Source organism: Novosphingobium sp. BL-A-28-Hi1-0D, assembly GCF_055521755.1.
The window spans coordinates 3,571,809-3,596,679 of sequence record NZ_CM145502.1 but is presented as its reverse complement, the minus strand read 5'-3'; the positions used below and the strand labels follow the sequence as shown (position 1 = coordinate 3,596,679).

Here is a 24,871-nt window from a genome sequence, read left to right as displayed (position 1 = left end):
GCGATCCGTGATGTCGTCTTGTTAGATGATTCGCGCTGTCCCAAGTCTGAACCGGTGTGATAGCTTCTCGTTCATGTTCGGTTGGAGAAAGATGAATGGATTTGACGCTCGACAGCGTCCTTGCCGATGCAGTTTCAAGGCTCCAGACGGCGGCACGCGATCGCCACCACGCGATGCACACCCCGGTCGTTGCAACGCCTGAAGCGGACATGCGCGTCATGGTCCTGCGCGAGGCCAGCGAGGGCCTTGCCACCTTGCGCTTCCATACCGATTTGCGCAGCCCCAAGGCGGACAGGATCGGCGCGGGCGCACCTGTCGGCGTGCTCGCCTATGACCCCGCCGATCGCGTCCAGTTGCGCATGCGCGGGGAAGGGCGGATCGAACATTGCGGCCCAACAGCCGACGCCGCGTGGGAGCGCGCCACCGCCTCCAGTCGCCGCTGCTACCTCGCCGGAACAGGTCCCTCGGGCGTCCTTGCCGCCCCCGGTTCAGCGCTGCCGGACCATCTGCTCCACCGCGCACCGACGCTCGACGAAACGCTCCCCGCGCGCGAGAACTTCTGCGTCCTGCTCGTCGAAGTCCGCTCGCTTGACTGGCTCCACCTCACCCACGAAGGCGGGATCCGCGCCCGCTTCACCCGGCCTGATGCAAGCGCGCCATGGCGTGGGGAATGGCTGGCGCCGTGACGGTTGCTTCGGGATGGAAGGCAGGAGGTCTCTCGCAGAGACGCAGAGAAGAAAGGGGAGACGCGAAGATGTAGCGCGCGCGGCGCAGCCGCTCTAAAACTCTGTAGTTTTCGCTGTATTCGACCTCTGATCAACAAAGCGGCTACGCCGCACTTACTTCCCCTCTGCGTCTCCCTTTTCTTCTCTGCGTCTCTGCGAGAAACAAAAAACGCCCCGCCAGCCACAAAGACCGACGGGGCGCTCCAATCACAAACCGCGTAAGATCAGCGCGTCAGCTTCTTGTACGCCAGCGCGGTCGGACGATCCGCAGCATCGCCCAGACGGCGGCGCTTGTCTTCTTCATAGGCCGCGAAGTTGCCTTCGAACCATTCGACGTGGCTGTTGCCTTCGAACGCGAGGATATGCGTGGCCAGACGGTCAAGGAAGAAGCGGTCGTGCGAGATGACCACGGCGCAACCGGCGAAGTTCTCGATCGCGTCTTCCAGCGCCGCCAGCGTTTCGACGTCGAGGTCGTTGGTCGGTTCGTCGAGCAGCAGCACGTTGCCGCCTGCCTTCAGCATCTTGGCCATGTGCACGCGGTTGCGTTCACCACCCGAAAGCTTGCCGACGTTCTTCTGCTGGTCCGGCCCCTTGAAGTTGAACGCGCCGACATAGGCACGCGTGCTCATGTCCTGCCCGTTGACCTTCATGTAATCGAGGCCGTCGGAGATTTCCTGCCACACGTTGTTGGCGGGGTTCAGGTCGTCGCGGCTCTGGTCGACATAGCCGAGGTGGACGGTCGAACCGATTTCGACGGTGCCGCTGTCGGGCTGTTCCTTGCCGGTGAGGATCTTGAACAGCGTCGACTTGCCCGCGCCGTTCGGCCCGATCACGCCAACGATGCCACCGGGCGGCAGCATGAACGAAAGGTCTTCGAACAGCAGCTTGTCGCCATAGGCCTTCGAGATGTTCTTGACCTCGATCACCTTGCCGCCAAGGCGCTCGGGCACCTGGATGACGATCTGGGCCTTGCCGATCGGGCGGTTGTCCTGGGCGTTCTGCAGTTCCTCGAACTTGCGGATACGCGCCTTGGACTTGGTCTGGCGCGCCGCCGGGGTCTGGCGAATCCACTCGAGTTCGCGCTGCAGCGCCTTCTGCTTGCCGCTTTCCTCGCGCTCTTCCTGGGCCATGCGCTTGGCCTTGGTCTCGAGGTAGGTCGAGTAGTTGCCCTCGTAGGGGAAGTACTTTCCGCGGTCGAGTTCGAGGATCCAGCCCACAACGTTGTCAAGGAAGTAGCGGTCGTGGGTGATCATCAGCACCGCACCGGCATAGTCCTTCAGATGGTTTTCCAGCCATTCGACGGATTCTGCGTCAAGGTGGTTGGTCGGTTCGTCGAGCAGCAGGATCGAGGGCTTCTGGATGAGAAGGCGGGTCAGCGCGATACGGCGCTTCTCACCGCCCGAAAGGCTTGCCACCGACCAGTCGCCCGGCGGGCAGCGCAGCGCTTCCATGGCAATCTCAAGCTGGTTGTCGAGCGTCCAGCCATCGACCGCGTCGATCTTGTCCTGCAACTCGGCCATCTCTGCGCCCAACGCGTCGAAGTCGGCGTCTTCTTCGGCCATTTCCATGCCGATCGCATTGAAACGCTCGACCATGTCGGCAATCTCGCGCGCGCCGTCCTTGACGTTCTCGAGCACGGTCTTGCTCTCGTCGAGCTGCGGTTCCTGTTCAAGGTAGCCGACGGTGATGTTCTCGCCCGGCCAGGCTTCGCCGGTGAAGTCCTTGTCGATGCCGGCCATGATCTTGATCAGGGTCGATTTACCAGCACCGTTCGGGCCGACGATGCCGATCTTGGCACCTTGGTAGAACTGCAGGTTGATATTGCTCAGCACCGGCTTCTGCGCGCCGGGGAAGGTCTTCGTCATGTCCTTCATGACGTAGGCGTATTGGGCAGCCATCTCGGGTCCTTGGGTAGAAGGCAAAAACTGTTGCGCGCCCTCTATCCGAGCGCGGGGGGTGGGGCAAGCGCGGCATGTCTGACAAGGGCGCGGGACGGGGCTTGGCAGGCCGTGGCCCGAGCGATAGCAAGAGCCATGCGAAACAACCTCCGCGCCCTTGCGCTCACCGCCGCCCTTTGTTCTTCAACCGCTTACGCGCAGGATGCCAAGGGCGACGTAGCGTGGGATCTGCTCGCAGGCCTCACCAGCGAAGTCGGACCGCGCCTTGCCGGCAGCGAGGGCGAAGCCCGTGCGCGGGTCTGGGCTGAAGCAAGGTTGAAGGCGCTCGGCTTCAGCAAGGTCTCGGTCGAACCCTTCCCGATCCGCGGCTACGTGCGCGGAAAGGACGAGGCGAGCCTCATCGCCCCGATCCCGTTCAGGCTGGCCGTCACTGCCCTTGGTTACAGCGGCACCACGCCGGACAAGGGAATCGAAGGCGAAGTCGTCTATTTCCCGACACTTGATGCGCTCAAGGCCGCGCCCGCAGGCTCGCTCACCGGCAAGATCGCCTTCATCGATCATGCCATGAAACGCAGCCAGGACGGCAGTGGCTACGGCCCCTACGGTCAGGTCCGCCGCGCCGGGCCGGGGATCGCGTCGGCGAAGGGCGCTCTGGGTGTATTGATCCGCTCCATCGGTACCGACAGCCATCGCAACCCGCACACCGGCGGCACCAATTTTCCTGATGGAATCAAGCCGATACCGGCGGGTGCCGTCTCCAACCCCGACGCCGACCTGATCGCCCGCATCGCCCGCAGCGGCAAACCCATCCGCCTCAACCTGACGCTCACCGGCAAGACCACCGAGGGCATGACGTCGGGCAACGTGATCGGTGATCTCCCCGGCCGCGATCCCTCGCTCCCGCCGATCCTGCTTGGCTGCCATCTCGACAGCTGGGATCTCGGCACCGGCGCGATCGACGATGCGGCTGGCTGCGCAATCATCACCGCCGCCGCACTGAAAGCGCAGGAAGGCGGCACGCCCTTGCGCACCATTCGCGTGCTCTGGGCCGGGTCTGAAGAGATCGGCGGGTTTGGAGGCAAGGCCTATGCCGAACGTCACGCCGAGCCTCATGCCCTTGCCATGGAAAGCGATTTCGGGGCGGGCAAGGTCTGGCGCGTGCAGTTCAACATGGGCGACAAGGCCCTGACCGACCGCATCGCCGCCGCGCTTTCGCCCATGGGAGTCGTGCGCGGGAGTGGCAAGGCGGATGGCGGGACGGACGTCGAGCCGGTGATCGAAAAGCAGAAGCTCAGCGTGGTCGATCTCAACCAGGACGGCACCTACTACTTCGACCTGCACCACACCCCGGACGATACCCTCGACAAGGTCGATCCTTCCGATCTGGCGCAAAATGTCGTGGCCTGGACCGAGGTTCTGAAGATCGTTGCGAACGAGGCGGGGCCGATCGCATCTGCCCCCTGACGGCTGTGCAATGGCGGGCCCGAGTTGGGGCTTTGCCTCGAGGAGTTGGGGGGGAGTTGCCCGTTGGCCTCGGAGAGTTGGAAAGTTACCGCGCGTCTTCGGGAAACTCGACGACGGTGGTCACGCCACTTGTCCCGTCGATGGTCACCGTGCCGCCGAGCTGTGCGGCAAAGCCCCGGATAATCGTGGTTCCGAGCCCGCGATGGCGTGGAACCTGCGCGTCAGGATCGGCTGAAAGTCCGCGTCCGTTGTCGGCAATGGTCAGGCGCAGCTGCCCTTCCGCGACCCGCTCCAGTTGCAGCCGGACTTCGCCGGATTGGCCATCGGCAAAGGCATGCTTGATGCTGTTGTTGAGCACTTCGGTGATCAGCAACATCAGCGTCATCATCCGGTCAATGGCCAGCCGGGCGTCGACTGCATTCACCGGAACCGAGACATGCGCGGCTTCGGCCACGTCCTTGGCTTGGGCAACCACGCTCTCGATCTGTTCGGGCAGGGGGAGGCCGCTGGCGGCGGGATCGTAGAGCTGGCGGTGGACGCGGCCCATCAGTTCGATCCGCTGGTCGGCGCTTTCCAGCACGGCGAGCGCGGTCTCTGGCGCACGCTCGATCTGGCGGCGCTGCAGGCGGAGCATCGATGAGACCGAGGCGAGGTTGTTGGCAACGCGGTGCTGCAACTCCTTGAAAAGCAGAGTTTGCTGGTCAGCCATGGCAGCAAGCTGACGCTGGCTTTCGAGCAGGCGTTCCTGCCGCTGCTGGAGCCCGTCGATCAAAAGGATGTCGACCACTACGACTGCTGCAAAGAACAGAAGGGCAGTGGCGACTGGCCATGACAGGGCGAAGGAATTCGCAGGGGGGATAAAGAAGTACCAGGAGGACAGCAGGCTCAGCAACCCGCACAGCGCACCCGGTCCGCGTCCCGCGACGAAGGTGGTGACGATGACCGCCGGGAAAAAGGTGAGGAACGGAAAGCCGGGCGGGAGAATATGCTCGGACGCATGCCGTATCAGGGTTGCAAGTGCTACGAGTGCAATCGAAAAAGCATAACCCGACAGTCTTCCGCTGAGCGGCCGGATAAGAGTGCGCGGAAAACTTGTCATCTTGCGCTGACGACTGCCATTGGCCGCAGCGCTTTGCAACGTAACAATTGCAACTGGATGAAAAGAAGGGGCCGACATCCTCGATGCCGACCCCTTAATGCTTTCAGCAACTTACTTTAGTCGATCAGATGCGCTCGATGATGATTGCCGGGGCCATGCCGCCGGCGGCGCACATCGTGACGAGGCCGTAGCGTCCGCCCGAGCGCTCGAGCTCGTCCAGCGCGGTGCCGATGAGGATCGATCCGGTCGCACCGATCGGGTGGCCGAGAGCCATGGCGCCGCCGTTGATGTTGACCTTGTCGCGGTCGAGTTCGAGGTCGCGGATGAACTTTTCGGCAACGACGGCAAAGGCTTCGTTGATTTCCCAGACGTCGATGTCTTCCTTGCTCAGGCCTGCCTTGGCCAGCACCTTCTTCGCGGCCGGGACCGGGGCGTTGAGCATAAGCGTGGGATCATCGCCCTGGTTGGCGTAGGCAACGATGCGCGCACGCGGCTTGAGTCCGTGCTGTTCGGCGTAGGCGGGCGAGACGATCAGCAGCGCGGCCGCACCGTCGACAACGCCCGAGGAGTTGCCGGCGTGGTGCACGCCCTTCCATTCCAGTTCGGGATAGCGGCGCTGGATCTGCTTGCGGAACGTCGTGCCGCCAAGGTCGAAGTCGGCGATGCCGTCAAAACTGGCCTTGAGCGAGGACAGCCCTTCCATCGTGGTTTCGGGACGCGGGAATTCCTCGTGATCGAGCGCCACGGTACCGTCCGGGTTGTAGACGGTGACCACTGACTTGTTGAAGCGACCTTCGCGGATCGCGCGGTCGGCGCGCTCCTGGCTGACGAGGGCGAGGGCGTCGAGCGCCTGACGGTCGATCCCTTCGCGCGCGGCAATCGCATCGCCGCACACGCCCTGATGCGATTGCGGATGGATCGCATCGAGTTCCATGTTGCCCGAACCCATGCCGAGCGGCCGGATGCCCGCGTTGGCCTGTTCTGCGCCATGGGCAGCAGTGAAGCTCATCATCTCGGTGCCGCCAGCGATCACGCAGTCTTCCATGCCGGACATGACCGATGCGCAGGCGAGGTTCACCGAGGTGATGCCGCCGCCGCAGAAGCGGTCGAGCGTGGTGCCCGAGGCCGAGATGTCATAGCCCGCCGCCAGAGCGGCCATGCGGCCAAGGTCGCCACCCTGCTTGCCTACCTGCGAGGAGGTCGACCAGATGATGTCATCGACCGTCGAAGTGTCGAGATTGTTGCGGTCTTTCAACGCCTTGAGTACGGTGGCGGCAAGGTGCTGCGGGTGCAGGTGCGAAAGCGCGCCCTTGCCGGGCTTGCCAACCCCGCGCGGGGTGCGGACGGCGTCGATGATATAGGCTTCGGGCATCGGGACTCTCTCCGTCTGGAATTATTTAACCGAACGATTAACTTGTCTTGCCCACTCGTGCAAGCCCTATCCCGAAGGCTCGACAGCGGCCCCGCAACGTGCCAGCCTTGGCACTATCCCTTCACGAGAGGCCTTCATGCTTCATCACGAACTGCTCGAACAGGCACGCGGGTTTTCCGATGCCATTGTCGCCCTGCGCCGCGCGATCCACGCCGAGCCCGAGCTTGGCCTGCAGACCCCGAAGACGCGCGACAAGGTGCGGGCGGCGCTTGCCCATCTGCCGCTCGAATGGCGCGAAGGGCCGTCGACGACGGGTCTTGTTGCAACGCTGAAAGGCAAGGCGGGGCCCGGTCGCCGGGTATTGCTGCGCGGTGACATGGACGCGCTGCCGATGAACGAGGAGACTGGGCTCGATTTCGCCTCGACCATTCCCGGCGCGATGCACGCCTGCGGGCACGATACCCACACCGCAATGCTGGCTGGCGCGGCAGAACTGCTTTGCGCACGGGCCGACCGGTTGGCGGGCGAAGTGCAGTTCATGTTCCAGCCGGGCGAGGAAGGCTTCCACGGCGCGCGGTTCATGCTGGATGATGGGCTGATCGATCCGTTGCCCGATGCCGCCTTTGCCCTGCACGTGATGCCCAACAGCCCGCACGGGCTCGTGGCCGGGCGCACAGGTGCCTTGCTTGCTTCGGCCGACCAGTTCGACATTGTCGTGCAGGGACGCGGCGGCCACGCCTCGATGCCTCACGACGCGCTCGATCCGGTGCCGGTGGCCTGCGAGATCGTCACCGCGTTGCAGTCGCTGGTAACGCGCAAGTTTCCGGTGAGCGATCCGGTGGTGGCGACTGTCGCCAAGATCGAGGCCGGCACCGCCCACAACGTGATCGCAGATCGCGTGGCGATGCGCGGCACCCTGCGCACGCTTTCGCCCACGAACCGCGCTCGCCTGCGCGAAGTGCTGGAGCACGCGGCACAGCATATCGCAGCGGCCCACGGCATGACTGCCGACGTCACGATCACGCCGGGCTTCCCGGTGACGGTATGCGACGGGCGCGCGGTGGACCTTGGCGAACAGGTGGTTCGCGAACTGACCGGCGATCACGGCTTCCACCGCCTCGAAAATCCGATCATGGGGGCCGAAGATTTCTCCTATGTGCTGGAGAAAGTGCCCGGTGCGATGTTCTTCCTTGGCGTGGCTCACGAGGGCGTGGACTGGCGCTCGTGCTGCTCGATCCATTCGACGCGGATGATGGTCGATGAAAGCGTCCTGCCGCTGGGCACCGCCGTGCTGGCAGGCTGCGCCGAGAAATTCCTGCGCGAAGGTTTTGCTGCGTGATCTGGTGGAATGGGGAAATGCCTTCGCTCGAGCGGCTGACGCGTCTCGGGAGTTCCTCGATGCCCGCGCATCTCGGGATCGAGTTCGTCGATTGCGGAGAGGACTGGATCAGCGCGCGGATGCCGGTGGATCATCGCACCCACCAACCTTTCGGACGGCTGCACGGCGGCGCTTCGGTGGCGCTGGCAGAGACGATCGGTTCGATGGCCGGCTCGATGGTGATCGATCCGGAAGGGTTGGCCTGCGTCGGCATGGAGATCAACGCCAACCACTTGCGGCCGGTGCGCGATGGGTGGGTCTACGCAACGGCTCGGCCTGAAGCGCTGGGGCGCAGCACACACGTCTGGTCCATCCGCATTGTCGACGAAGCGGACAAGCTGGTCTGCATTTCCCGGCTGACGCTGGCTGTGATTCCGCTGGAACGGAAGTGACGCTGTTGTTTTTAATGCCTTTTAGGGGAACCAAGCGGTAGCGTTTGCATTTCGGTGGCAGGTGCCACTGATATGACCCACAACAGTTTTGACGATACCCCCATGCCTGGACGGACGGATCAGGCCCACACCGCGTTTGACGCCTCGGTAGCCCGCTTCCGCGCGCAACACCCGGAAGATACTTTTGCCGGAGCGTCCGGCGTGCTGTTCGAACAGGCCATGGCGCAGACGCGCATGGCGATCTGCCTGTGCGATCCGCACAAGGCCGACATGCCGATCGTCTTTGCCAACCGCGCCTTCCGCCATCTGACCGGATACGAAGAGCACGAGATTGTCGGGCGCAATTGCCGTTTCCTGCAAGGGCCGCACAGCGATCGCTCGTCGCTGGCCCGCATCCGCAACGCCATTGCGCGCGAGGACGTCACCGTCGTCGAACTGCTGAACTATCGCAAGGATGGCACGGCCTTCTGGAACGCGCTGCATCTTGGGCCGGTCTATGATGCAGAAGGCCGGCTGGTCTATTTCTTCGGCAGCCAGTGGGACGTTTCGGACGTGCGCGCCGCGCGAGCCGACGAGCTACATGCCCGCGAACTCGCGCGCGAGCTTTCGCACCGCATGAAGAACATGTTCGCGGTAATCGGCAGCATCGTCAATTTCACCGGCCGCGTGCGCGGGATCGAAACCGAGGCGCGCGAGATCAACGACCGCATCCAGGCACTCGGGCGGGCTTACGAGACGACGCTTGACGATTCACGGCGCGGCACTGTCGAAGTGGGTCAGGCGATCCGCGCGGTGCTGGCACCCTACGACCCTGATGGCACGCGCATTCGCTTTGAAGGCAATGGGCTGCGTTCGGACTTCGCGTCTGTCTCTGTCCTGGGGCTTTCGCTGCATGAACTGGCCGTCAATGCGATCCGCCACGGAGCGCTCAGCACCGACAAGGGCTGGGTCACCGTGGCATGGCGCAAGAACGGTTCAGCCGATGGTCCGGCAATTCGCATCGATTGGGTGGAACACGGTCGCGGTTCAGGCGTCCCTGACAATGACAGTGCTTTCAGCGGTGCTGATGGAATCGTGGATCGGATGCTTGACATGGCAAGGGGAGGGATCGTCAGAGAATGGCACAGCGAAGGGCTCCGCGCGAAACTCAACATTCCGCTGCGGGAGTCCGCTGAATGAGCGGCATGCTTCCTTCATCGGGCGAACCGTGCCGCGTGCTGGTACTCGACGACGAACCGCTGATCCTGCTCGATCTCGAGTTTGCGGTGGAGGACGCAGGGTGCAAGCCGCTTACCGCGCTCGATCTGGTCGAAGCGCTTTCCATTGTGCGAAACCACGCCATTTCTGCAGCTATCCTCGATGTGTCACTGGGGCAGGGCCAGACCTGCGAGCAGGTGGCCCGGGCTTTGGCCGACATGGGCGTGCCTTATGTGCTCCATACCGGCGATCTGGACCGCATGGACGAGGCTGTGCGCAGCCTTGGCGGCACACTGGTGCCCAAGCCGACTCCGGCCTCGGTCGTGGTCGCCCGTGCGCTTGAACCGCTGGCTGCGCGTCACCCGTGAGGACTTGCGCCTGATCCGACTACCGAGCATGGCGGGGCGGGCGGCAAGGACGATTCCATGGATACCTCCACCGATGCCCGCGTGATCACGCTGGCCGGCATACACAACTTTCGCGATTACGGCGGCTACGGCGCGCGAGCAGGGCAGTTGCGCCGCGGCGTGCTCTGGCGGTCCGGCCAGCACAGCGAGGCGACGCCCGAAGATCTCGGCGTCGTCCATGGCCTCGGCATTGCCACGGTGATCGACCTGCGCGGCGACAGCGAGCGGCGGGGCAATCCCTGTCTGCGCCATGAGGAATGGTCCGGCCACGTGCTGTTCCATCCTGGCGAAACGGCAAGTGCCGAAGGCCGCGCGGTCCATGAGGAAATGGCAGCGCAAGTCCGCACCGCCGAAGACGCGCGCAATGCCATGCTTCGCCTTTACGAAACGCTGCCGTTCCGACCTGTGCTGGTCGGTACCTACCGGCTCTACATGAAGGCTCTGGCCGAGCGGGAGAGCCCGAGCCTGCTGCATTGCCTTGCGGGCAAGGACCGCACCGGGCTGGCCGCCGCGCTGGTTCACAACCTGCTTGGCGTGCACCACGATGACATGGTCGCCGATTATCTGCTGACCAACACGGCCGGCAATGCCGAAGCCCGTATCGAGGCAGGCGCGCGGCATGTGCGTGAAGGCTTCGGTCTGTCGATGGACGATGCGGCCGTGCGCGTGCTGATGGGCGTCGACGCGCAGTTCCTCGACCGCTCCCTTGCCACGATTGCCGATCGGCATGGCAGTGTCGAAGCCTACGCGCGCGATGTGCTGGGCGTGACGCCTGAGATGCTGGCAGCGATCGAGCGCAATCTGGTCGAGGCCTGAGCGCTTAGGCGGTTTTCACGTAGGCGTCGAGCCGAGCGATCATCCCGGCCTTTTCTGCCTCAGGTAGCCAAGCCGCTTCGAAACCGTAGCGGGTCATCCTGACCAGCTCCTCGCGTGTAAGGCGGCTGCGGTCGACCGCGCGGATCAGCACGTCGTCGATGTATTCGCTGCCCATGTAGGCCGGGTCATCGGACGAGATCGTGACTTTCAGCCCAGCGTCGAGCATCGCCCGGACGACGTCCACGGGCACCTTCTCGGTGCGGCGCAGCGTTCCTGAGAAGGTGGGGCAGACGGTGAAGTAGATGCCGCGTTCCTTTGCGATTGCGACGAGTTCAGGCGATTGGACAATGTTTCCGCCATGGTCGATGCGATCGACCTTGAGGTCGGTTAGCACGGTGCGGATGTTCTTTAGCGTATCGGTCTGGTCGACGTCACAATGCGCGGTGACCTTCAGCCCGTTGGCGCGGGCCTTGGCGAAGTGTTCGCGGAACTTCTCGGGCGGGTTGCCGGCCTCGTCGCTGTCGAGCCCGACGCCTACCAGATCGGCCTTGAACGGCAGCGCGGCATCGAGCGCGGCCATCGCACTTTCGGCGGAGAGATCGCGGACGAAGCACAGGATCAGTTGCGAACGGATGCCGAGTTTTTCTTGCGCATCGCGCCGCGCACGGGTGATGCCGCCGATCACGTCTGCCATGGGCACGCCGCGCTTGAGGTGCTCCTGCGGATCGAAGAACATCTCGGCATAGATCACCTTCTGCGATACCGCTTTTGACAGGTACGCATAGGCGAGGTCGTAGAAATCCGGCTCCTTTTGCAGAACCTTCATGCCGTCATAGTAGATGGCCAGGAAGCTCGGCAGGTCGTGGTACCGGTAGCTCGCCTTCATCGCGGCAACGTCGGCGAAGGGCAGGTTCATGCCGTTGCGCCTTGCCAGAGCGAACTTCATTTCGGCCTCCAGCGTACCTTCGAGGTGGACGTGATATTCGCTTTTGGGCAGGCCGTGGATGAACTTTGCCAGCGCCGGATCGGTAACGGGGGCGACTGCACTCGCGTGTCGGCCCAGCATGAGCCCGCCGCCAAGCGCTGCAAAACCCTTCACGAAATCCCTGCGATGCATCGGTCGTGCCCCTGTTGTGTCCCGTGGCACTTGTCGGGCGGGGCGGAGGCTCAAGTCAAAATCCTTTTGCGCAACGCCGCGTTGGCAAAATTCGCGCAGGGTCCCGCGAAGAAAATCTGTCCGATACCTGCGGATAAAGCCCCTTTGGCGGACTCGCTTTTGCCCCGCGCGCTGCTTATCTCGCCAACCGACTGGAGGAGTTTTCCATGGCGACCACGCACAAGACCCGCATGCTCATCATCGGTTCCGGCCCGGCCGGGCTTTCCGCCGCGATCTATGGCGCGCGCGCAGGCATGCAGCCGATCGTGGTGCAGGGCTTGCAGCCCGGCGGCCAGCTGACCATCACGACCGACGTCGAGAACTATCCCGGCTTTCGCGATGTGATCCAGGGCCCGTGGCTGATGCAGGAAATGCAGGCCCAAGCAGAGCATGTCGGCACGCGGATGATGTGGGACACGATCCTCGACGTCAGCCTCGATGGCAGTCCATTCCGCGCCGTGGGCGACAGCGGCGACATCTACGAAGGCGACGTGCTGGTCATCGCCACGGGCGCACAGGCCAAGTGGCTGGGCGTCCCGGGCGAGCAGGAGTTTTCGGGCAAGGGCGTCTCGGCCTGTGCCACGTGCGACGGGTTCTTCTATCGCGGCAAGAAGGTCGTGGTGATCGGCGGTGGCAACACCGCGGTCGAAGAAGCGCTTTACCTCACCAACCATTCGCCCGACGTCACGCTGATCCATCGTCGCGACAGCTTGCGCGCCGAGAAGATCCTGCAGGACCGTCTCTTCGCGCATCCCAACGTCAAGGTGCTGTGGAACGCCAAGGTTGACAGCTTCGTGGGCGAGGCGGGCAAGGGGCTGACCGGCGTGAAGGTGGTCGACACGGTGACCGGCGCTGAGTCCGTGGTCGAGACCGACGGCGCATTCGTCGCCATCGGCCATGCGCCCGCGACCGAACTGTTCAAGGGCAAGCTCGAACTCGACGAGAGCGGCTACATCGTTGTCGAGCCCGGCACCCCCAAGACTGCGATCCCCGGCGTTTTCGCCTGCGGTGACGTGATGGACCACACCTATCGTCAGGCCGTCACGGCGGCAGGCACCGGTTGCATGGCCGCGCTCGATTCCGAACGCTTCCTTGCCGAACTGGACTTCAAGGCCGCGCAGGCGGTTACCGCCTAAGCACCTCGATCAGCCGCGCGCGGAGCCATTCGCGCGCGGCTAGGTCGGAGAAGCTGTGCGAGGCGCTATCGATGCGCTGGATGCGCGGGTCGGTTCTGTCCCAGACCTCGCTGAACATCTGCGCAGTGCGATCACGGCTGGCTAGAAGGATTGTGGTCTCTCCGGCGAAGGCGGCCAGCCTTGCCTTCATTTCCTCGACCAGTCCGTGTGGCGCGGCGGATGGCGCGGCGGCACTGCGCAGGCCCTTGGCGAGCTTGGCAAGATTGACCCTGCCAGTCAGCAGGCGCCAGATTTCGCGCGGATTGGCAAGCTTGGCGAGATAGCGGCTTCGGATGGCCGAGGCAGGTATGGCCTCGGGCGCTTCCTCGCCATCGATGGTCCACGGATTGGCGAGTACCAAGGCGTCCAAGTCCAGCGCCGGCGCATTGAGCATCAGTGCCGCCGCCGCATCGCAATTGCCGAACGCCACCACGCGCGAGAGGTGCGGCATCGCCGCGCGGAAGGCGGCAAGGGCGGCGGCTATGTCAGGCCCGGAGTGGCGGAAGGTAAGGTTCTCGCCTTCGCTGTCACCCACCCCGCGCCGGTCGTAGCGGAACACCGGAAAGCCTTCGCCCGCAAGGCTTGCCGCAAGTTGCGCCTGTCCGCTCCACGCGCCTGAGCGCAACTCGTTGCCGCCCGAGACGATCAGCAGGCCCGCAGAATGGCTTGCCGTTTCGCGGTCGAGCGTGCCGACCAGCGTTGCGCCCTCGCAGGAGAAGGTCAGGTGGTGCCGGGTCATCAGGCGATAAACCGTGCCAGCGCCGCCGACTGCGCAGGGGCTGCGGCAGGCTCGGCCCGCAGCCAGAGGCCACCACCGCCGAGTTCCGACTGCGCGATCAGACGCTGGCCTTCGATCTCGGGTAAGGCATGCTCGAGACCCGCAATCAGCGAGGCCCCGCAGCGCCAGCCTGCCAATTCAAGCCCCTCGGTGCGCCCGCGTTCGAGCAAGTCCGCGCTCTCCTCATGCCTGCCTGCCTCACGCGCAGCGATGACCCTTGCGCGGAGCATTTGGCGCAGGATCGATGCGCCCTTGGCCGGTTCCAGCACCCATCCGGGCAAGGCATTCGGAAACACCAGCGCTCCGCCGCGCACCGAAAGCACTTCGCTCGCACCGAAGTGGCGCGCGGCCAGCACCATCGCGCTGCGCCAGCCATGGAGGCTTTGCGCGGTGAAGTCCTGCAGGCTTTCGTTGCAGCCGGGCAGGTCTGGCAGGAAGGTGTCGATCCCGGCATGATCGAGCAGTCGCATCGTATCGACCAGCATCCGCCGCATGCGGTTGGCTTCGTCAAACAGGGCAGGGACGATCAGCAGTCGCCGGGCGCGGTCGCGATCAAGGGCAAGCGCGTATTCCTCGCTCTGGCCATGCGGGCCGGGGCAAGGCCAGATTGCGATCACGCCGCTACTTTGGCTTCCAGGAACGACAGCAGGTTGCCGTAGCTCTCGAGCAGTTCACCATCGACCTCGTCGTCCTCGATCACGATGTCGAGCCGGTCCTCGATCTCGGTCAGCAGGCCCGCGACAGCCATCGAATCGAGCTCGGGCAACTCGCCGAACAGGCCGGTGGAGGCATCGAACCCCGCCACGCGGTCGGCTGAAAGGCCGAGTACGTCCTGAAGGATCGCGCGCAGTGTGCTGTCGGTGTCGCTCATCAGTGTTCCGGCTGCCATTGTGTAGTTCATCGCGCCCTTAACCATCGTGGTTCGGGGAAACAAGGGGTTGCAGCTTGCGACGCAGCAGAGCGCGCAGCAACGAGGGCCAGTGCCGGACAGAAGTTTTGCGCCAAGCCCGCACGCGCCAGCGGGTACGGACCTCTTCCATCCAGTCGCGCTTGTAGGGATCGTCGCCGGTGCCGAAGTCGATCAGCGAAACGTGATCGCGGTCGATGACATGCTCGAACATCGCGGCGCTGAGCAGGGTGCCGGGCGATTGCTTGCGGAAGCGTTCGTCATGCGCGAGCTTGTGGATGAACGCCGTCCCGCCCTCGACCGTCCAGAACTGCGCGGCAACCGGCTGCCCGTCGATCTCGGCAAGACCGAGGCGCAGGCGACCTGCCTCGCCCTCCATTTGCGCCCATGCGCGCACGAATGCGGGCGAGCCTTCGCCGGGCTTCCAGCTCAATGTGTAGATTGCCTCGTAAGCATCCCAATCTGCTTGGGAAAATCCGGTGACAAGGCGCAGATGCACTTCGCCCTTGCGGCCTCTGCGGCGCACCGTTTCGCGCAAGGCGCCAGGGCGCTCGGCCCAGTATTCGGCAAAGCTGCGGCCGTTGACGGGCAGGATATGGTTCGCGTCGCACGGTTCGGTGATCGTGATCCATCCGGCCTTGCGAAAGGCGCTGGCCAAGGCTTGGGCTTCGCCTTCAGGCATCGGAGCGAACATGGCGCGGCCATGGGGAAGGCTTTGTACAAGGTCTGACAGACCAGTCACATCTCCAAGTGGAGAAACGAAAAAATTGTACCAGTTTGCGAGAGGACCCACATGGCTACCAACATCCAGCCATGGCAGAGCAGTAGTCATGGCCCCGTCGCTGGCCACCCCGATCCACGCCTTATCGGCATCAAGGCAGTGCTCGGCCAGCAGGGCGAGCCAGTCCAGCCGCTCGAACGGCGAGGGGCCTTGCACCGCGATCACGCGCGGGTCGGCTTGCGCTTCCTTAAGACTGGCGTGATAGACGTCCAACGCTCTTGCCATTCCCCATAGAGACCCGAGTGCCCGAAACGCCCGATCCCACCGTGTATCCGCTTGATCACCTTGCCCTTCGCGGCGAGCGGAATGCTCCTGCGCTGGTGCTCAAGGATCGCACGCTAAGCCACGAAGCGTTAAATGCGCGTGTAGGAAGCCTTGCGAAGTGGTTGAAATCGCGTGTCGGTGATGCGGGCGCGCGTGTGGCGACATGGCTGCCCAAGACCGAACTCGCCTGCCTGATGCCGCTGGCGGCGGTGCGGGCGGGGCTGGTCCATGTGCCGGTCAACCCGCTGCTCAAGCGTGCGCAAGTGGCGCATATCCTTGGCGATAGCGGTGCGGCTTTGCTGATTGCCAACAAGGGGCGGCTCGATACGCTTGAGGCAGGAGACGCTGCCTGTCCCGTGATCGAAGAGGCCGCCGTCTGGGTACAAGTGGAAGCCGAAGGAGGCGAACTGCCGCCGTCCGACGCTGCGCCCGACAGCCTTGCCGCGATCCTCTACACCAGTGGTTCCACTGGGCGGCCCAAGGGGGTGATGCTCAGCCAGGCCAATCTCTGGCTGGGCGCGGTGAGCGTGGCGCATTACCTGAAGATTGCGCCGCAGGATCGAGTGCTGGCGGTGCTGCCGCTGGCTTTCGACTACGGCCAGAATCAGCTGCTGTCGACCTGGTACGCAGGCGGAAGCGTGGTCCCGCTGGATTACCTCACGCCGCGTGATGTGGTGAAGGCGGTAGCAAAGCATGGCGTCACCACCATCGCCGCCGTGCCGCCGCTTTGGTTGCAACTGGCGGAGCTGGATTGGCCGGAAGAGGCCGCTTCGTCGCTGCGGCGGCTGACCAACAGCGGGGGTGCATTGACGCTATCGCTTGTCCGGGCGCTGCGCACCACGTTCCCTGCGGCCGATCTGTACCCGATGTATGGCCTGACCGAAGCGTTCCGTTCCACTTATCTTGATCCAGCGCTGGTTGACGCGCATCCGACGTCAATCGGCAAGGCCATTCCCTTTGCAGAAATCCTTGTTGTCAATGATTTGGGCGGAGAAGCTCAGGCAGAAGAGGAGGGGGAGCTGGTCCATACCGGGCCGCTGGTCGCGCAAGGGTACTGGCAGGATGCCGAGCGGACGGCGGAGCGGTTCAAGCCTGCGCCTGCGTTTTCGAAGCTTGGCGGCATGGCGGTGTGGTCGGGCGACCGGGTGAAGCGCGACCCGCAAGGGCTATTGCACTTCGTCGGGCGGCGCGATGCGATGATCAAGACCAGCGGCAACCGCGTCAGCCCGCAGGAAGTGGAAGAGGCCGCCGTGGCGACGGGGCTTGTGGCCGAGGCCGTGGCGCTGGGTCTGCCCGATGCGCAACTTGGGCAGGCGATCCATCTTGTGGCGCGCGGCGTTCCTGGTGCCGAGCAGGCAGACCTGATCTCCGCGCTGACCCGCGCCCTGCCCAATTTCATGGTGCCGCGTCACGTTCACTGGCGCGAAGTCATGCCGGTCAGCCCCAATGGGAAGTTGGACCGGGTTGCACTCGCAGCGGAACTGGCCAAGGACATGACGCCATGAAACCGCTCGGCCCCATTCCCGCAGGCTACGAAGCCCTCGATGGCGTGCTGGCTATTGCCGGCCGCAAGGTGACCGATCTGGTGGCTGAGGCTGGCCGTACCCCTATTTTCGTCTATTCGTGCGATCTGCTCAGCGCCCGCGTAGCTGCCCTGCGTGCGGCAATGCCGGAGCGGTTGGCGATCCATTATGCCGTCAAAGCAAATCCTTATCAGCCATTGCTCAAGCATATGCTGGGCTTGGTCGATGGGTTCGACATCGCATCGGGCGGAGAACTGGAGATTGTGCGCACGGCGGGTATCGATCCGGCGCGGGTCAGCTTTGCCGGGCCGGGCAAGCGCGATGCGGAACTTGAAGCGGCGATTGCTGTCGGGGCGACGCTGAACCTCGAATCCGAGGGCGAAGCGAGCCGCGCGCTGGCGATTGCAGAGCGCCTCGGCATCGCGCCGCGTCTTGCCATCCGGGTGAATCCCGATTTCGATCTCAAGGGATCGGGGATGAAGATGGGCGGCGGGGCCAAGCCTTTCGGCATCGATGCCGAGCGTGTGCCTGCCCTGGCGCGCAAGCTGATCGCGGCAGGTGCGGACTGGCGCGGCTTCCATATCTTCGCGGGCAGCCAGGCGCTCTCGGCTGACGCCATCATCGAAACGCAAGGCCAGACATTGGCGCTTGCGGCGCGTCTGGCCCAAGAATCGGGCTCGGCGCTGCCCAAGTGCAATCTGGGCGGGGGCTTTGGCATTCCCTACTTCCCGGGCGACGAGCCGGTAGATATTGCCGCCGTCGGTGCTGCGCTGGCGGAGCGGTTCGCCGAACTGCCCGAGGTGCTGCAAGACACCGCATTCTGCATTGAACTCGGCCGCTATCTCGTTGGCGAGGCAGGCGTTTATCTCGCCACTGTGGTCGACCGGAAGGAGAGCCATGGCGAGACCTATCTCGTCACCGATGGCGGGCTTCACCACCAGCTGGCCGCGTCCGGCAACTTCGGCACGGTCGTCCGCCGCAACTATCCCAGCGCCATTGCCACGCGGTTTGGCGTGGCCGTGGAGGAAGAGGCAAGCATCGTCGGCTGCCTGTGCACGCCGCTTGACCGGCTGGCCGACAAGGGCGGTTTTCCGCGGGCTGACGTCGGCGATATCGTCGCCATTTTCTGTGCCGGGGCCTATGGTGCCAGTGCCAGCCCGGCGATGTTCCTCGGCCAGGGTCCGGCGGCGGAAATGCTTGTCTGACAATCGCATAGGTTCCCGCCGTTAACCCCTGACCTGAGGCCAGTCCCGTTACGGGACGCGACCGAATGGCCGCTTGGCGTCACGCCTTCAAGCAATCAAGGCTAACGCAATCTTCACCCTTTTTGGCGATAGCCAGCGGTGAATTGCGGCTCTGCGCGCGCTGTCTGCGGACAGGGCAAGCCGGGAACCACCGCAGCAAGAAGGACAGTCCATGCCGTTCAATTCGCGTCTTACCCGTATGCTTGCCGGCACGGCCATGCTGAGCCTTGCCTTGTCGGGTTGCGGCGGCGTCGGCAGCGGGCCGCAGTTGCCGCCTGCTTCGTTCGTGGCGCTGCAGGAAGGGCCGGGCGAGGAGTACGTGATCGGCCCGCTCGACGAGCTGACGATCTTCGTCTGGCGCAATCCGGAACTCGGCGCGAGCGTGCAGGTCCGTCCCGACGGACGCATCACCACGCCGCTGATCACCGACATGCCGGCTGTGGGCAAGACGCCTTCGATGCTGGCCGAAGACATCAAGCTCCAGCTCTCGCAGTATATCCAGGAGCCGATCGTTTCGGTCATCGTCAACAAGTTTGCCGGGACCTTCAGCCAGCAGGTGCGCATCGTCGGCGCGACCGAGAAGCCGGCCTCGATCCCGTTCCGCGCCAACATGACCCTGCTCGACGCGATGATCGCGGTTGGCGGGCTGTCGGAATATGCGGCGGGCAACAAGGCGCGGCTGGTGCGGTTCGACAAGCAGTCCGGCAACCAGAAGGAATATGCCGTGCGCATCGGCGATCTGCTGCGCAAGGGCGATACCAAGGCCAACGTCCTGCTCATGCCCGGTGACGTGATCATCATCCCCGAGAGCACGTTCTGAGCCGCCGATGACCAGCATCTACGAAGAAGTGCGCATCGCGCTCCATGGCATCTGGCACCGCCGCTGGATCGCGCTCGGCATTACCTGGGCGGTCTGTGCGCTGGGCTGGCTGATCGTGGCGATGGTGCCCAACAGCTATGAATCCAAGGCGCGCATCTTCGTCCAGATCGACGACGTGCTGGCCGACCAGATCGGCATCGGCGGCGACCGCAAGCGCGACATCGAGCGCGTCCGTCAGACGCTGACCAGCGCGGTCAATCTCGAGAAGGTCGTCCGCGCCACCCGTCTGGGCGACAAGGTGACCTCCGACAAGCAGATGCAGGCCGCAGTCGAAAGCCTCGGCAAGCAGGTGACGGTCGTCAGCCAGCAGGACAACCTGTTCGAGATCACCGGCACGGCAGGCGGCGGCGGGCGCAACGATGGCGAGAACGCCAAGCTGGCGCAGGACGTCGTCCAGAAGATGATCGACATCTTCCGCGAGGAGAACCTTGCCGGCGGTCGCGGCGAGATGACCGATACGCTGGCCTTCATGGACCAGCAGCTGGCTGACCGGAAAAAGGCGCTGGAAGCGGCGGAACTGAAGCGCACCGAGTTTGAATCGAAGAACGCAGGGTTCATCCCCGGCGCAGGCTCGCTCACCACCCGGCTCGAAGCCGCGCGCAACCAGATGCGCGATGTCGAATCGAACCTGCTGGCGGCACAGAGCGCGCTCGCCTCGATCAACGGCCAGCTTTCTGGCACGCCGCAGACGATTGCAATTCCGGGCGTTTCAGGCGGGGCCAAGGGCGCGCTTGCCCAGGCCATGTCCGATCTTGGCGCCATGCGCGCGCGCGGGCTGACCGACAGCCATCCGGACGTGATCTCCGCCAAGGCCCAGATCGCCAACCTGCAGAAGGCAGCGGCGGGCGAGGGCAGTGGCGGCGGTGCGCCGAACCCGGCCTACAGCTCGCTCGTCTCGATCAAGGCCGACCGCGAGGCGAGCCTCGTCTCGCTGCAGTCGCGCCGCGCCTCGCTCCAGGCCGAAATCTCGCAGCTCACCGCGCAGCAGTACAGCGAGCCCACAGTGGCCGCCGAGGCTGCACGCATCAACCGCGATTACGACGTGCTCAAGGAGCAGTACGACAAGCTGCTGCGCGACCGCGAGCAGCTCCGCCTGCGCGGCCAGGTCGAGACCGAGCGCGACGCGGTGAAGTTCGAAGTGATCGACCCGCCGACGATGCCGCGTGGCCCCGCTGCGCCGGACCGTCCGCTGCTGCTGTTCCTCGTGCTGATCGTGGGCATCGGTGCAGGCTGTGGCGGCGCCTTCGCCATCGGCCAGCTCCGTTCGGCCTATTCGACCACAGGCCAGCTCGAACGCGCGACCGGCCTTCCGGTGCTCGGCGGCATTTCCGAGGCGATCACCCGCACCGCACGGGCGGAGCGTGCGCGACGCCTCAAGTGGTTCGCAGGCGGCGTTGCCGGTCTGTTCGTGATGCTCTTCGTCCTCTTAGGGGTCGAGATGCTCAAGCGCGGCATGGTGGCCTGAGGAGAGATGCGATGACCGACCAGAGCAAGATCCCTCTGCCCGCCTCCGGCCCCTCGCTGATCGAGCGCGCTTCGGGTGCCTTTGACTTCCGCACCCTGACGCGGCCGGTCGTCCCTGACTTGCCGCCCGCGCCCACGCCCAAAGTGGTCGCCGCGCCAGCACCCAAGCCGTTCGTCGCTCCGGTAGCCTTGCCCGAGCCTGAACCCGAGCCCGAGGTACGCCAGTTCACAGGCCCGCGCCATGCGATCGACCGGGCGCACTTGCGCGAACAGTGCCTGATCGAACCCGAAAGCAGCGTCACCGGCCTGCTCGAGGAGTTCCGCATCGTGAAGCGCCAGCTGCTTCGCACCGCCGCCGAATCGCGCGGGGACCTGCATGGCGAGCGCATCCTCGTCGCCTCGGCTCATCCCGGCGAGGGCAAGACCTTCTGCGCGGTCAACCTCGCGCTGTCCATGGCGGCGGAGAAGGACACCGAAGTCCTGCTGGTGGACGCCGATTTCGCCAAGCCTTCGGTGCTCTCGACGCTCGGCCTGCCCGGCGGCCCCGGCCTGATGGACGCGCTGGCCGATCCCGACATCGCGGTTGAGGATTGTGTGCTCGGCACCGACATTGCCGGGCTCTATGTCCTGCCCGCTGGCAACGCCACCGGGTCTGACACCGAATACCTCGCGTCTGCCCGCACCGAGGTGGTGCTCGAGCGGCTGACGCGTCATTCGCCCAACCGCATCGTCATCTTCGATTCGCCCCCGGTGCTCGCCGCATCGCCCGCCAGCGTGCTCGCCCACCATGTCGGGCAGACGGTCGTGGTCGTGCGCGCCGATCTTACCGGCGAGGCTGCGCTGCGCGATGCGGTCAGCCTGCTCGGCGCGTGTGAAGACATCAAGCTCCTGCTCAACAGCACCCGGTTCTCGACCACCGGCCGTCGTTTCGGCACTTATTACGGATACAAGGAATGATCCGGACACGGCTTCCTCTGCGCATCACCGCTCTGGTCGGAGCTATGCTCCTGGCCGGGCCGCTGCATGCGCAATCGCTCGAATACGAGAGTGTCGATGGCGATACGCCGTCGGACAAGGCCGATGGGCCGGGCAAGAGCAAGGGCCGTGGCGTGACCTCGCGCGGCGCAGGCGGCGGGCCGCGCACCACCATCCGCCCCTATATCGAGGCAACGCAGAACGTGCTGTGGGAGCTTTCCCCCGGCGATGAAGTGCTGACCTACAGCACGATTGCCGCAGGCGTGGACATGAACCTCGATGGCCGCCGCACGCAGGGCGCGGTCTCGGTGCGTTACGAGCGTCGCATCTCGCAATCCAACCGCGTGCCCGATGGCGATACGCTGTCCGGTCTCGCCCGCGTCAAGCACGACCTGATCCCGCGTACGCTTTCAGTGGAAGCAGGCGCGCTTGCCGCCCGCACCCGCGTGGAGGGCAGTGGCGCATCGACGCTCAACCCGCTCGCCGCCAACGACGCGGTCAGCCAGGTCTATTCGATCTACGCAGGCCCTGCCGTCTCGACCCACGTCGGCGACGTCGCGCTCGCCGGGTCCTACATGCTCGGCTACACCAAGGTGCAGCAGAAGGACGCGGTCCAGCTTACCCCCGGCCAGCCGCTGACCGACATCTTCGACGATTCGGTCTCGCAATCGGCACAAGTCTCGGCGGGCATAGCGCCCGGCACGGTGCTTCCGGTCGGCATAACCGCCAGCGGCTCCTACTTTCAGGAAGACGTGACCAACCTCGACCAGCGCGTGCGTGACATGCGCGCAGGGGTGCAGTTGACGTACCCGGTGACCATGGAACTCGCGCTCGTCGGGGCAGTGGGCTACGAGAACGTCCAGGTGTCCTCGCGCGATGCCGTACGCGATGACAACGGCGTCCCGGTCCTCGGCAGCAATGGCCGATACGTCACCGACAAGTCGCGCCCGCGCGAATTGGCCTACGATACCGAAGGCTTCACCTGGGACGCAGGCGTGATGTGGCGGCCCAGCCGTCGCACCGCGCTCTCGGCCTTCGTCGGCCGTCGCTATGACAGCACGACCTACTACGGCAGCTTCTCCTACAACCCCAACGTGCGCAGTTCGCTCACGGTATCGGTCTATGACAACGTCTCGGGCTTCGGCGGACAGGTGAACCGCGCACTGCGCGATCTGCCGACCGACTTTCAGGTCAACCGCGATCCGTTCAACGGCCAGATCAGCGGTTGCGCGATCGGGTCCGAATCAGGCGGATGCGTCAACAATGCGCTGTCCTCGGTCGCCAGTTCGGTGTTCCGCGCCCGCGGCGTGAACGCCACATACGCTCACCGCATCGGCCGGATGCAGGCCGGCATCGGAGCAGGCTACATCCGCCGCAAGTTCATTGCCCGCGAGGATTCGGTGCTCGGCGCGGCGAACGGCGTGGTGGACGAGAGCTTCTATGTCGACGCAGGCCTCAACGGCCCGATCGATCGCCGTTCGAGCTTTGCCGTCTCGGCTTATGCCGCCTGGTTCCAGTCGGGCGCGTCCAGCCTTGGCGATGTGACCACGGTCGGCGCCAACGCCGCCTACTTCCGCAACCTGACCGACCGCCTCGTGGCGACCGCAGCGGTCGGTTTGGACAGTGTTAACCGTAAAGTGATTGAAGACCAGGTAGTAGCCTCGGGCCTTGTCGGCCTGCGCTATTCCTTCTGACGCCCGGAGACGGCTTCGATGTACGATGAATTCTATGGTCTTTCGGGTCGCCCGTTCCAGCTGACGCCCGATCCGCGCTTCTATTTCGAGAGCGGAACGCACCGCAAGGCCTTGTCTTATCTGGGTTATGGCCTTGCACAGGGGGAGGGCTTCATCGTCATCACCGGCGAGGTCGGCGCCGGCAAGTCCACACTCGCCGCGCACCTCATGGCCACGGTTGACCGCCAGCGACTCACTGCCGCGCAGATCGTTACTTCCGCTCTCGATGGCGAGGAACTGATCCACGTTGCGGCGCGCGCTTTCGGGCTGGAAGTCGCAGGCCACGACAAGGCCACCGCACTCGCTCAGATCGAGGCCTTCCTGCACCATGAAGCGCGCGAAGGTCGTCGCTGCCTGCTGGTGGTGGACGAATCGCAGAACCTCTCGGTCGAAGCATTGGAAGAGCTGCGCATGCTCTCCAACTTCCAGTTGGGCGCGCATCCGCTCCTGCAGATCCTGCTGCTCGGCCAGCCCGAATTCCGCACACTGATCCAGACCTCGCCTGAACTGGAGCAGCTGCGCCAGCGCGTCATCGCCTCGCATCATCTCGATGCGATGGAGCCCGCCGAAGTCGGTGCCTATGTCGAACACAGGTTGGCGCTGGTTGGCTGGCAGGGACGCCCGCAGTTCGATGCGCGGGTCTATGCCGATCTCGCCAAGGCCAGCGGAGGTGTGCCGCGCCGGATCAACCAGATCGTCAACCGCCTGATGCTGATGGGCGCGGTCGAACAGCGCGATCATATCGATGCGGCAATGCTGCAAGCCGTGCTGACTGACCTTGCCGGCGATGGCGCTTTCGGCAAGCCGCAAGTTGCCGTAACGCCCGCTCCCGCCGCAGACGTGCCGAAAATCGAGCTTCCGGTGGCCCCGGCTCCCGTGGCCGCGCCTGCCGCTCCCGCAATTGACGACAGCGCATGGCGCGTTGCTCTGGCCGAGCGTGACGAGCAGATTGCCGAATTGCAGCAGGCGATCATCGAACTGGCCGACATGCGCGCCGCGCCCGTCGCCCCCGTGCCCGATTTCGATCTGGCCGCCCAGCTCGAGGAAGCGAACCGCCGCATTGCCGCGCTGGAACAGCGTCCGGGTGACGAAGCCGTGCTCGAAGCGCTGGCCGAGGCGCAGCGCCGCGTCGCCGCGCTCGAATCGCGCACCAGCGAGCAGGAGCAGGCGATCCGCCACACGCTGACCATGCTGATCGAGTGGATTGAGGCCGAAGACTTCCATCGCGCTGCTGCTTGAGCGA

23 protein-coding genes and 1 pseudogene are annotated in these 24,871 nt (G+C 64.7%); 15 read left to right on the top strand and 9 right to left on the bottom strand.

The features are described 5' to 3' along the window. Nucleotides 1-95: 95 nt before the first annotated feature. On the top strand, nucleotides 96-686 hold the full coding sequence (locus ACZ1JW_RS17360) for a flavin-binding protein (RefSeq protein WP_465125502.1): 591 nt from the start codon (nucleotides 96-98) through the stop codon (nucleotides 684-686). Nucleotides 687-949: 263 nt separating this feature from the next. Here the strand turns inward: ACZ1JW_RS17360 and ettA are convergent, their stop codons facing one another. Continuing rightward, entirely contained in the window at nucleotides 950-2,623 is a 1,674-nt protein-coding gene (gene ettA, locus ACZ1JW_RS17355; RefSeq protein WP_465125503.1) for an energy-dependent translational throttle protein EttA, read from the bottom strand. 135 nt (nucleotides 2,624-2,758) lie between these two features. Here ettA and ACZ1JW_RS17350 point away from each other — a divergent pair, with 135 nt between their 5' ends. Next, nucleotides 2,759-4,087, top strand: coding sequence for a M28 family peptidase (locus tag ACZ1JW_RS17350; protein ID WP_465141475.1), 1,329 nt, complete (start codon nucleotides 2,759-2,761; stop codon nucleotides 4,085-4,087). Nucleotides 4,088-4,172: 85 nt separating this feature from the next. Here ACZ1JW_RS17350 and ACZ1JW_RS17345 read toward each other — a convergent pair whose 3' ends face one another. The 3 genes and pseudogenes from ACZ1JW_RS17345 to ACZ1JW_RS17335 form a co-directional block, all read right to left on the bottom strand. Further along, nucleotides 4,173-4,874, bottom strand: a complete 702-nt coding sequence (locus ACZ1JW_RS17345; protein WP_465142806.1) for a sensor histidine kinase — start codon at nucleotides 4,872-4,874, stop codon at nucleotides 4,173-4,175. Between the two features lie 9 nt (nucleotides 4,875-4,883). Beyond that, nucleotides 4,884-5,186 (bottom strand): annotated as a pseudogene (locus ACZ1JW_RS17340) (DUF4118 domain-containing protein); the annotation flags it as partial. 124 nt (nucleotides 5,187-5,310) lie between these two features. Continuing rightward, nucleotides 5,311-6,558 carry an acetyl-CoA C-acetyltransferase gene (locus tag ACZ1JW_RS17335; RefSeq protein WP_465125506.1) on the bottom strand — a complete coding sequence of 416 codons (1,248 nt, stop codon included), beginning with the start codon at nucleotides 6,556-6,558 and terminating at the stop codon, nucleotides 5,311-5,313. A 136-nt stretch (nucleotides 6,559-6,694) separates the two neighbouring features. Between ACZ1JW_RS17335 and ACZ1JW_RS17330 the strand changes: the two genes are divergently transcribed. The 5 genes from ACZ1JW_RS17330 to ACZ1JW_RS17310 all read left to right on the top strand — a co-directional run bounded on the left by ACZ1JW_RS17330 (nucleotide 6,695) and on the right by ACZ1JW_RS17310 (nucleotide 10,748). After that, a complete protein-coding gene (locus ACZ1JW_RS17330) occupies nucleotides 6,695-7,897 on the top strand; it encodes a M20 metallopeptidase family protein (RefSeq protein ID WP_465141474.1) in 1,203 nt (400 codons plus the stop codon). 59 nt (nucleotides 7,898-7,956) lie between these two features. After that, nucleotides 7,957-8,328 carry a hotdog fold thioesterase gene (locus ACZ1JW_RS17325; RefSeq protein ID WP_465125508.1) on the top strand — a complete coding sequence of 124 codons (372 nt, stop codon included), beginning with the start codon at nucleotides 7,957-7,959 and terminating at the stop codon, nucleotides 8,326-8,328. A gap of 102 nt (nucleotides 8,329-8,430) precedes the next feature. Further along, on the top strand, nucleotides 8,431-9,507 hold the full coding sequence (locus ACZ1JW_RS17320; protein WP_465141473.1) for a PAS domain-containing protein: 1,077 nt from the start codon (nucleotides 8,431-8,433) through the stop codon (nucleotides 9,505-9,507). Further along, entirely contained in the window at nucleotides 9,504-9,893 is a 390-nt protein-coding gene (locus ACZ1JW_RS17315) for a response regulator (RefSeq protein ID WP_465125510.1), read from the top strand. Before ACZ1JW_RS17320 ends, ACZ1JW_RS17315 begins: the two co-directional genes overlap by 4 nt. Before the next feature lie 57 nt (nucleotides 9,894-9,950). After that, nucleotides 9,951-10,748, top strand: coding sequence for a tyrosine-protein phosphatase (locus ACZ1JW_RS17310; protein WP_465141472.1), 798 nt, complete (start codon nucleotides 9,951-9,953; stop codon nucleotides 10,746-10,748). Between the two features lie 4 nt (nucleotides 10,749-10,752). On the opposite strand, the gene add is transcribed toward ACZ1JW_RS17310, so the two are convergent. Continuing rightward, nucleotides 10,753-11,865, bottom strand: coding sequence for an adenosine deaminase (add, locus tag ACZ1JW_RS17305; protein ID WP_465141471.1), 1,113 nt, complete (start codon nucleotides 11,863-11,865; stop codon nucleotides 10,753-10,755). Between the two features lie 206 nt (nucleotides 11,866-12,071). On the opposite strand from add, the gene trxB reads away from it, so the two are divergent. Next, nucleotides 12,072-13,040 carry a thioredoxin-disulfide reductase gene (gene trxB / locus ACZ1JW_RS17300; protein WP_465125513.1) on the top strand — a complete coding sequence of 323 codons (969 nt, stop codon included), beginning with the start codon at nucleotides 12,072-12,074 and terminating at the stop codon, nucleotides 13,038-13,040. Here trxB and ACZ1JW_RS17295 read toward each other — a convergent pair. Genes ACZ1JW_RS17295 through ACZ1JW_RS17280 form a run of 4 tightly spaced genes read right to left on the bottom strand, consistent with a single transcriptional unit; the run spans nucleotide 13,030 to nucleotide 15,770 of the window. Beyond that, nucleotides 13,030-13,818, bottom strand: coding sequence for a hydrolase 1, exosortase A system-associated (locus ACZ1JW_RS17295; protein ID WP_465141470.1), 789 nt, complete (start codon nucleotides 13,816-13,818; stop codon nucleotides 13,030-13,032). The genes trxB and ACZ1JW_RS17295 overlap by 11 nt on opposite strands. Continuing rightward, nucleotides 13,818-14,474, bottom strand: a complete 657-nt coding sequence (locus ACZ1JW_RS17290) for an alpha/beta hydrolase family protein (RefSeq protein WP_465141469.1) — start codon at nucleotides 14,472-14,474, stop codon at nucleotides 13,818-13,820. Before ACZ1JW_RS17290 ends, ACZ1JW_RS17295 begins: the two co-directional genes overlap by 1 nt. Further along, nucleotides 14,471-14,728 carry an acyl carrier protein gene (locus tag ACZ1JW_RS17285; protein WP_465125516.1) on the bottom strand — a complete coding sequence of 86 codons (258 nt, stop codon included), beginning with the start codon at nucleotides 14,726-14,728 and terminating at the stop codon, nucleotides 14,471-14,473. Before ACZ1JW_RS17285 ends, ACZ1JW_RS17290 begins: the two co-directional genes overlap by 4 nt. A 37-nt stretch (nucleotides 14,729-14,765) precedes the next feature. Beyond that, complete coding sequence (locus ACZ1JW_RS17280; protein WP_465141468.1) at nucleotides 14,766-15,770, bottom strand: GNAT family N-acetyltransferase; 1,005 nt, start codon at nucleotides 15,768-15,770, stop codon at nucleotides 14,766-14,768. 17 nt (nucleotides 15,771-15,787) lie between these two features. On the opposite strand from ACZ1JW_RS17280, the gene ACZ1JW_RS17275 reads away from it, so the two are divergent. The 7 genes from ACZ1JW_RS17275 (at nucleotide 15,788) to ACZ1JW_RS17245 (ending at nucleotide 24,867) form a co-directional block, all read left to right on the top strand. Then, nucleotides 15,788-17,314 (top strand): acyl-CoA ligase (AMP-forming), exosortase A system-associated, encoded by a 1,527-nt coding sequence (locus ACZ1JW_RS17275; protein WP_465141467.1) that lies wholly within the window; start codon nucleotides 15,788-15,790, stop codon nucleotides 17,312-17,314. Continuing rightward, entirely contained in the window at nucleotides 17,311-18,537 is a 1,227-nt protein-coding gene (locus ACZ1JW_RS17270) for a pyridoxal-dependent decarboxylase, exosortase A system-associated (protein ID WP_465141466.1), read from the top strand. The genes ACZ1JW_RS17275 and ACZ1JW_RS17270 overlap by 4 nt, the downstream gene beginning before the upstream one ends. Before the next feature lie 211 nt (nucleotides 18,538-18,748). Next, on the top strand, nucleotides 18,749-19,396 hold the full coding sequence (locus tag ACZ1JW_RS17265) for an XrtA/PEP-CTERM system exopolysaccharide export protein (protein WP_465141465.1): 648 nt from the start codon (nucleotides 18,749-18,751) through the stop codon (nucleotides 19,394-19,396). A 7-nt stretch (nucleotides 19,397-19,403) separates the two neighbouring features. Next, nucleotides 19,404-20,921, top strand: coding sequence for an XrtA system polysaccharide chain length determinant (locus ACZ1JW_RS17260; RefSeq protein WP_465141464.1), 1,518 nt, complete (start codon nucleotides 19,404-19,406; stop codon nucleotides 20,919-20,921). An 11-nt stretch (nucleotides 20,922-20,932) separates the two neighbouring features. Further along, nucleotides 20,933-21,877 (top strand): AAA family ATPase, encoded by a 945-nt coding sequence (locus ACZ1JW_RS17255; protein ID WP_465141463.1) that lies wholly within the window; start codon nucleotides 20,933-20,935, stop codon nucleotides 21,875-21,877. Continuing rightward, nucleotides 21,874-23,589, top strand: a complete 1,716-nt coding sequence (locus tag ACZ1JW_RS17250; RefSeq protein WP_465141462.1) for a preprotein translocase subunit YajC — start codon at nucleotides 21,874-21,876, stop codon at nucleotides 23,587-23,589. The genes ACZ1JW_RS17255 and ACZ1JW_RS17250 overlap by 4 nt, the downstream gene beginning before the upstream one ends. Nucleotides 23,590-23,607: 18 nt before the next feature. Continuing rightward, on the top strand, nucleotides 23,608-24,867 hold the full coding sequence (locus ACZ1JW_RS17245) for an XrtA/PEP-CTERM system-associated ATPase (RefSeq protein WP_465141461.1): 1,260 nt from the start codon (nucleotides 23,608-23,610) through the stop codon (nucleotides 24,865-24,867). The last annotated feature ends 4 nt before the right edge of the window (nucleotides 24,868-24,871 follow it).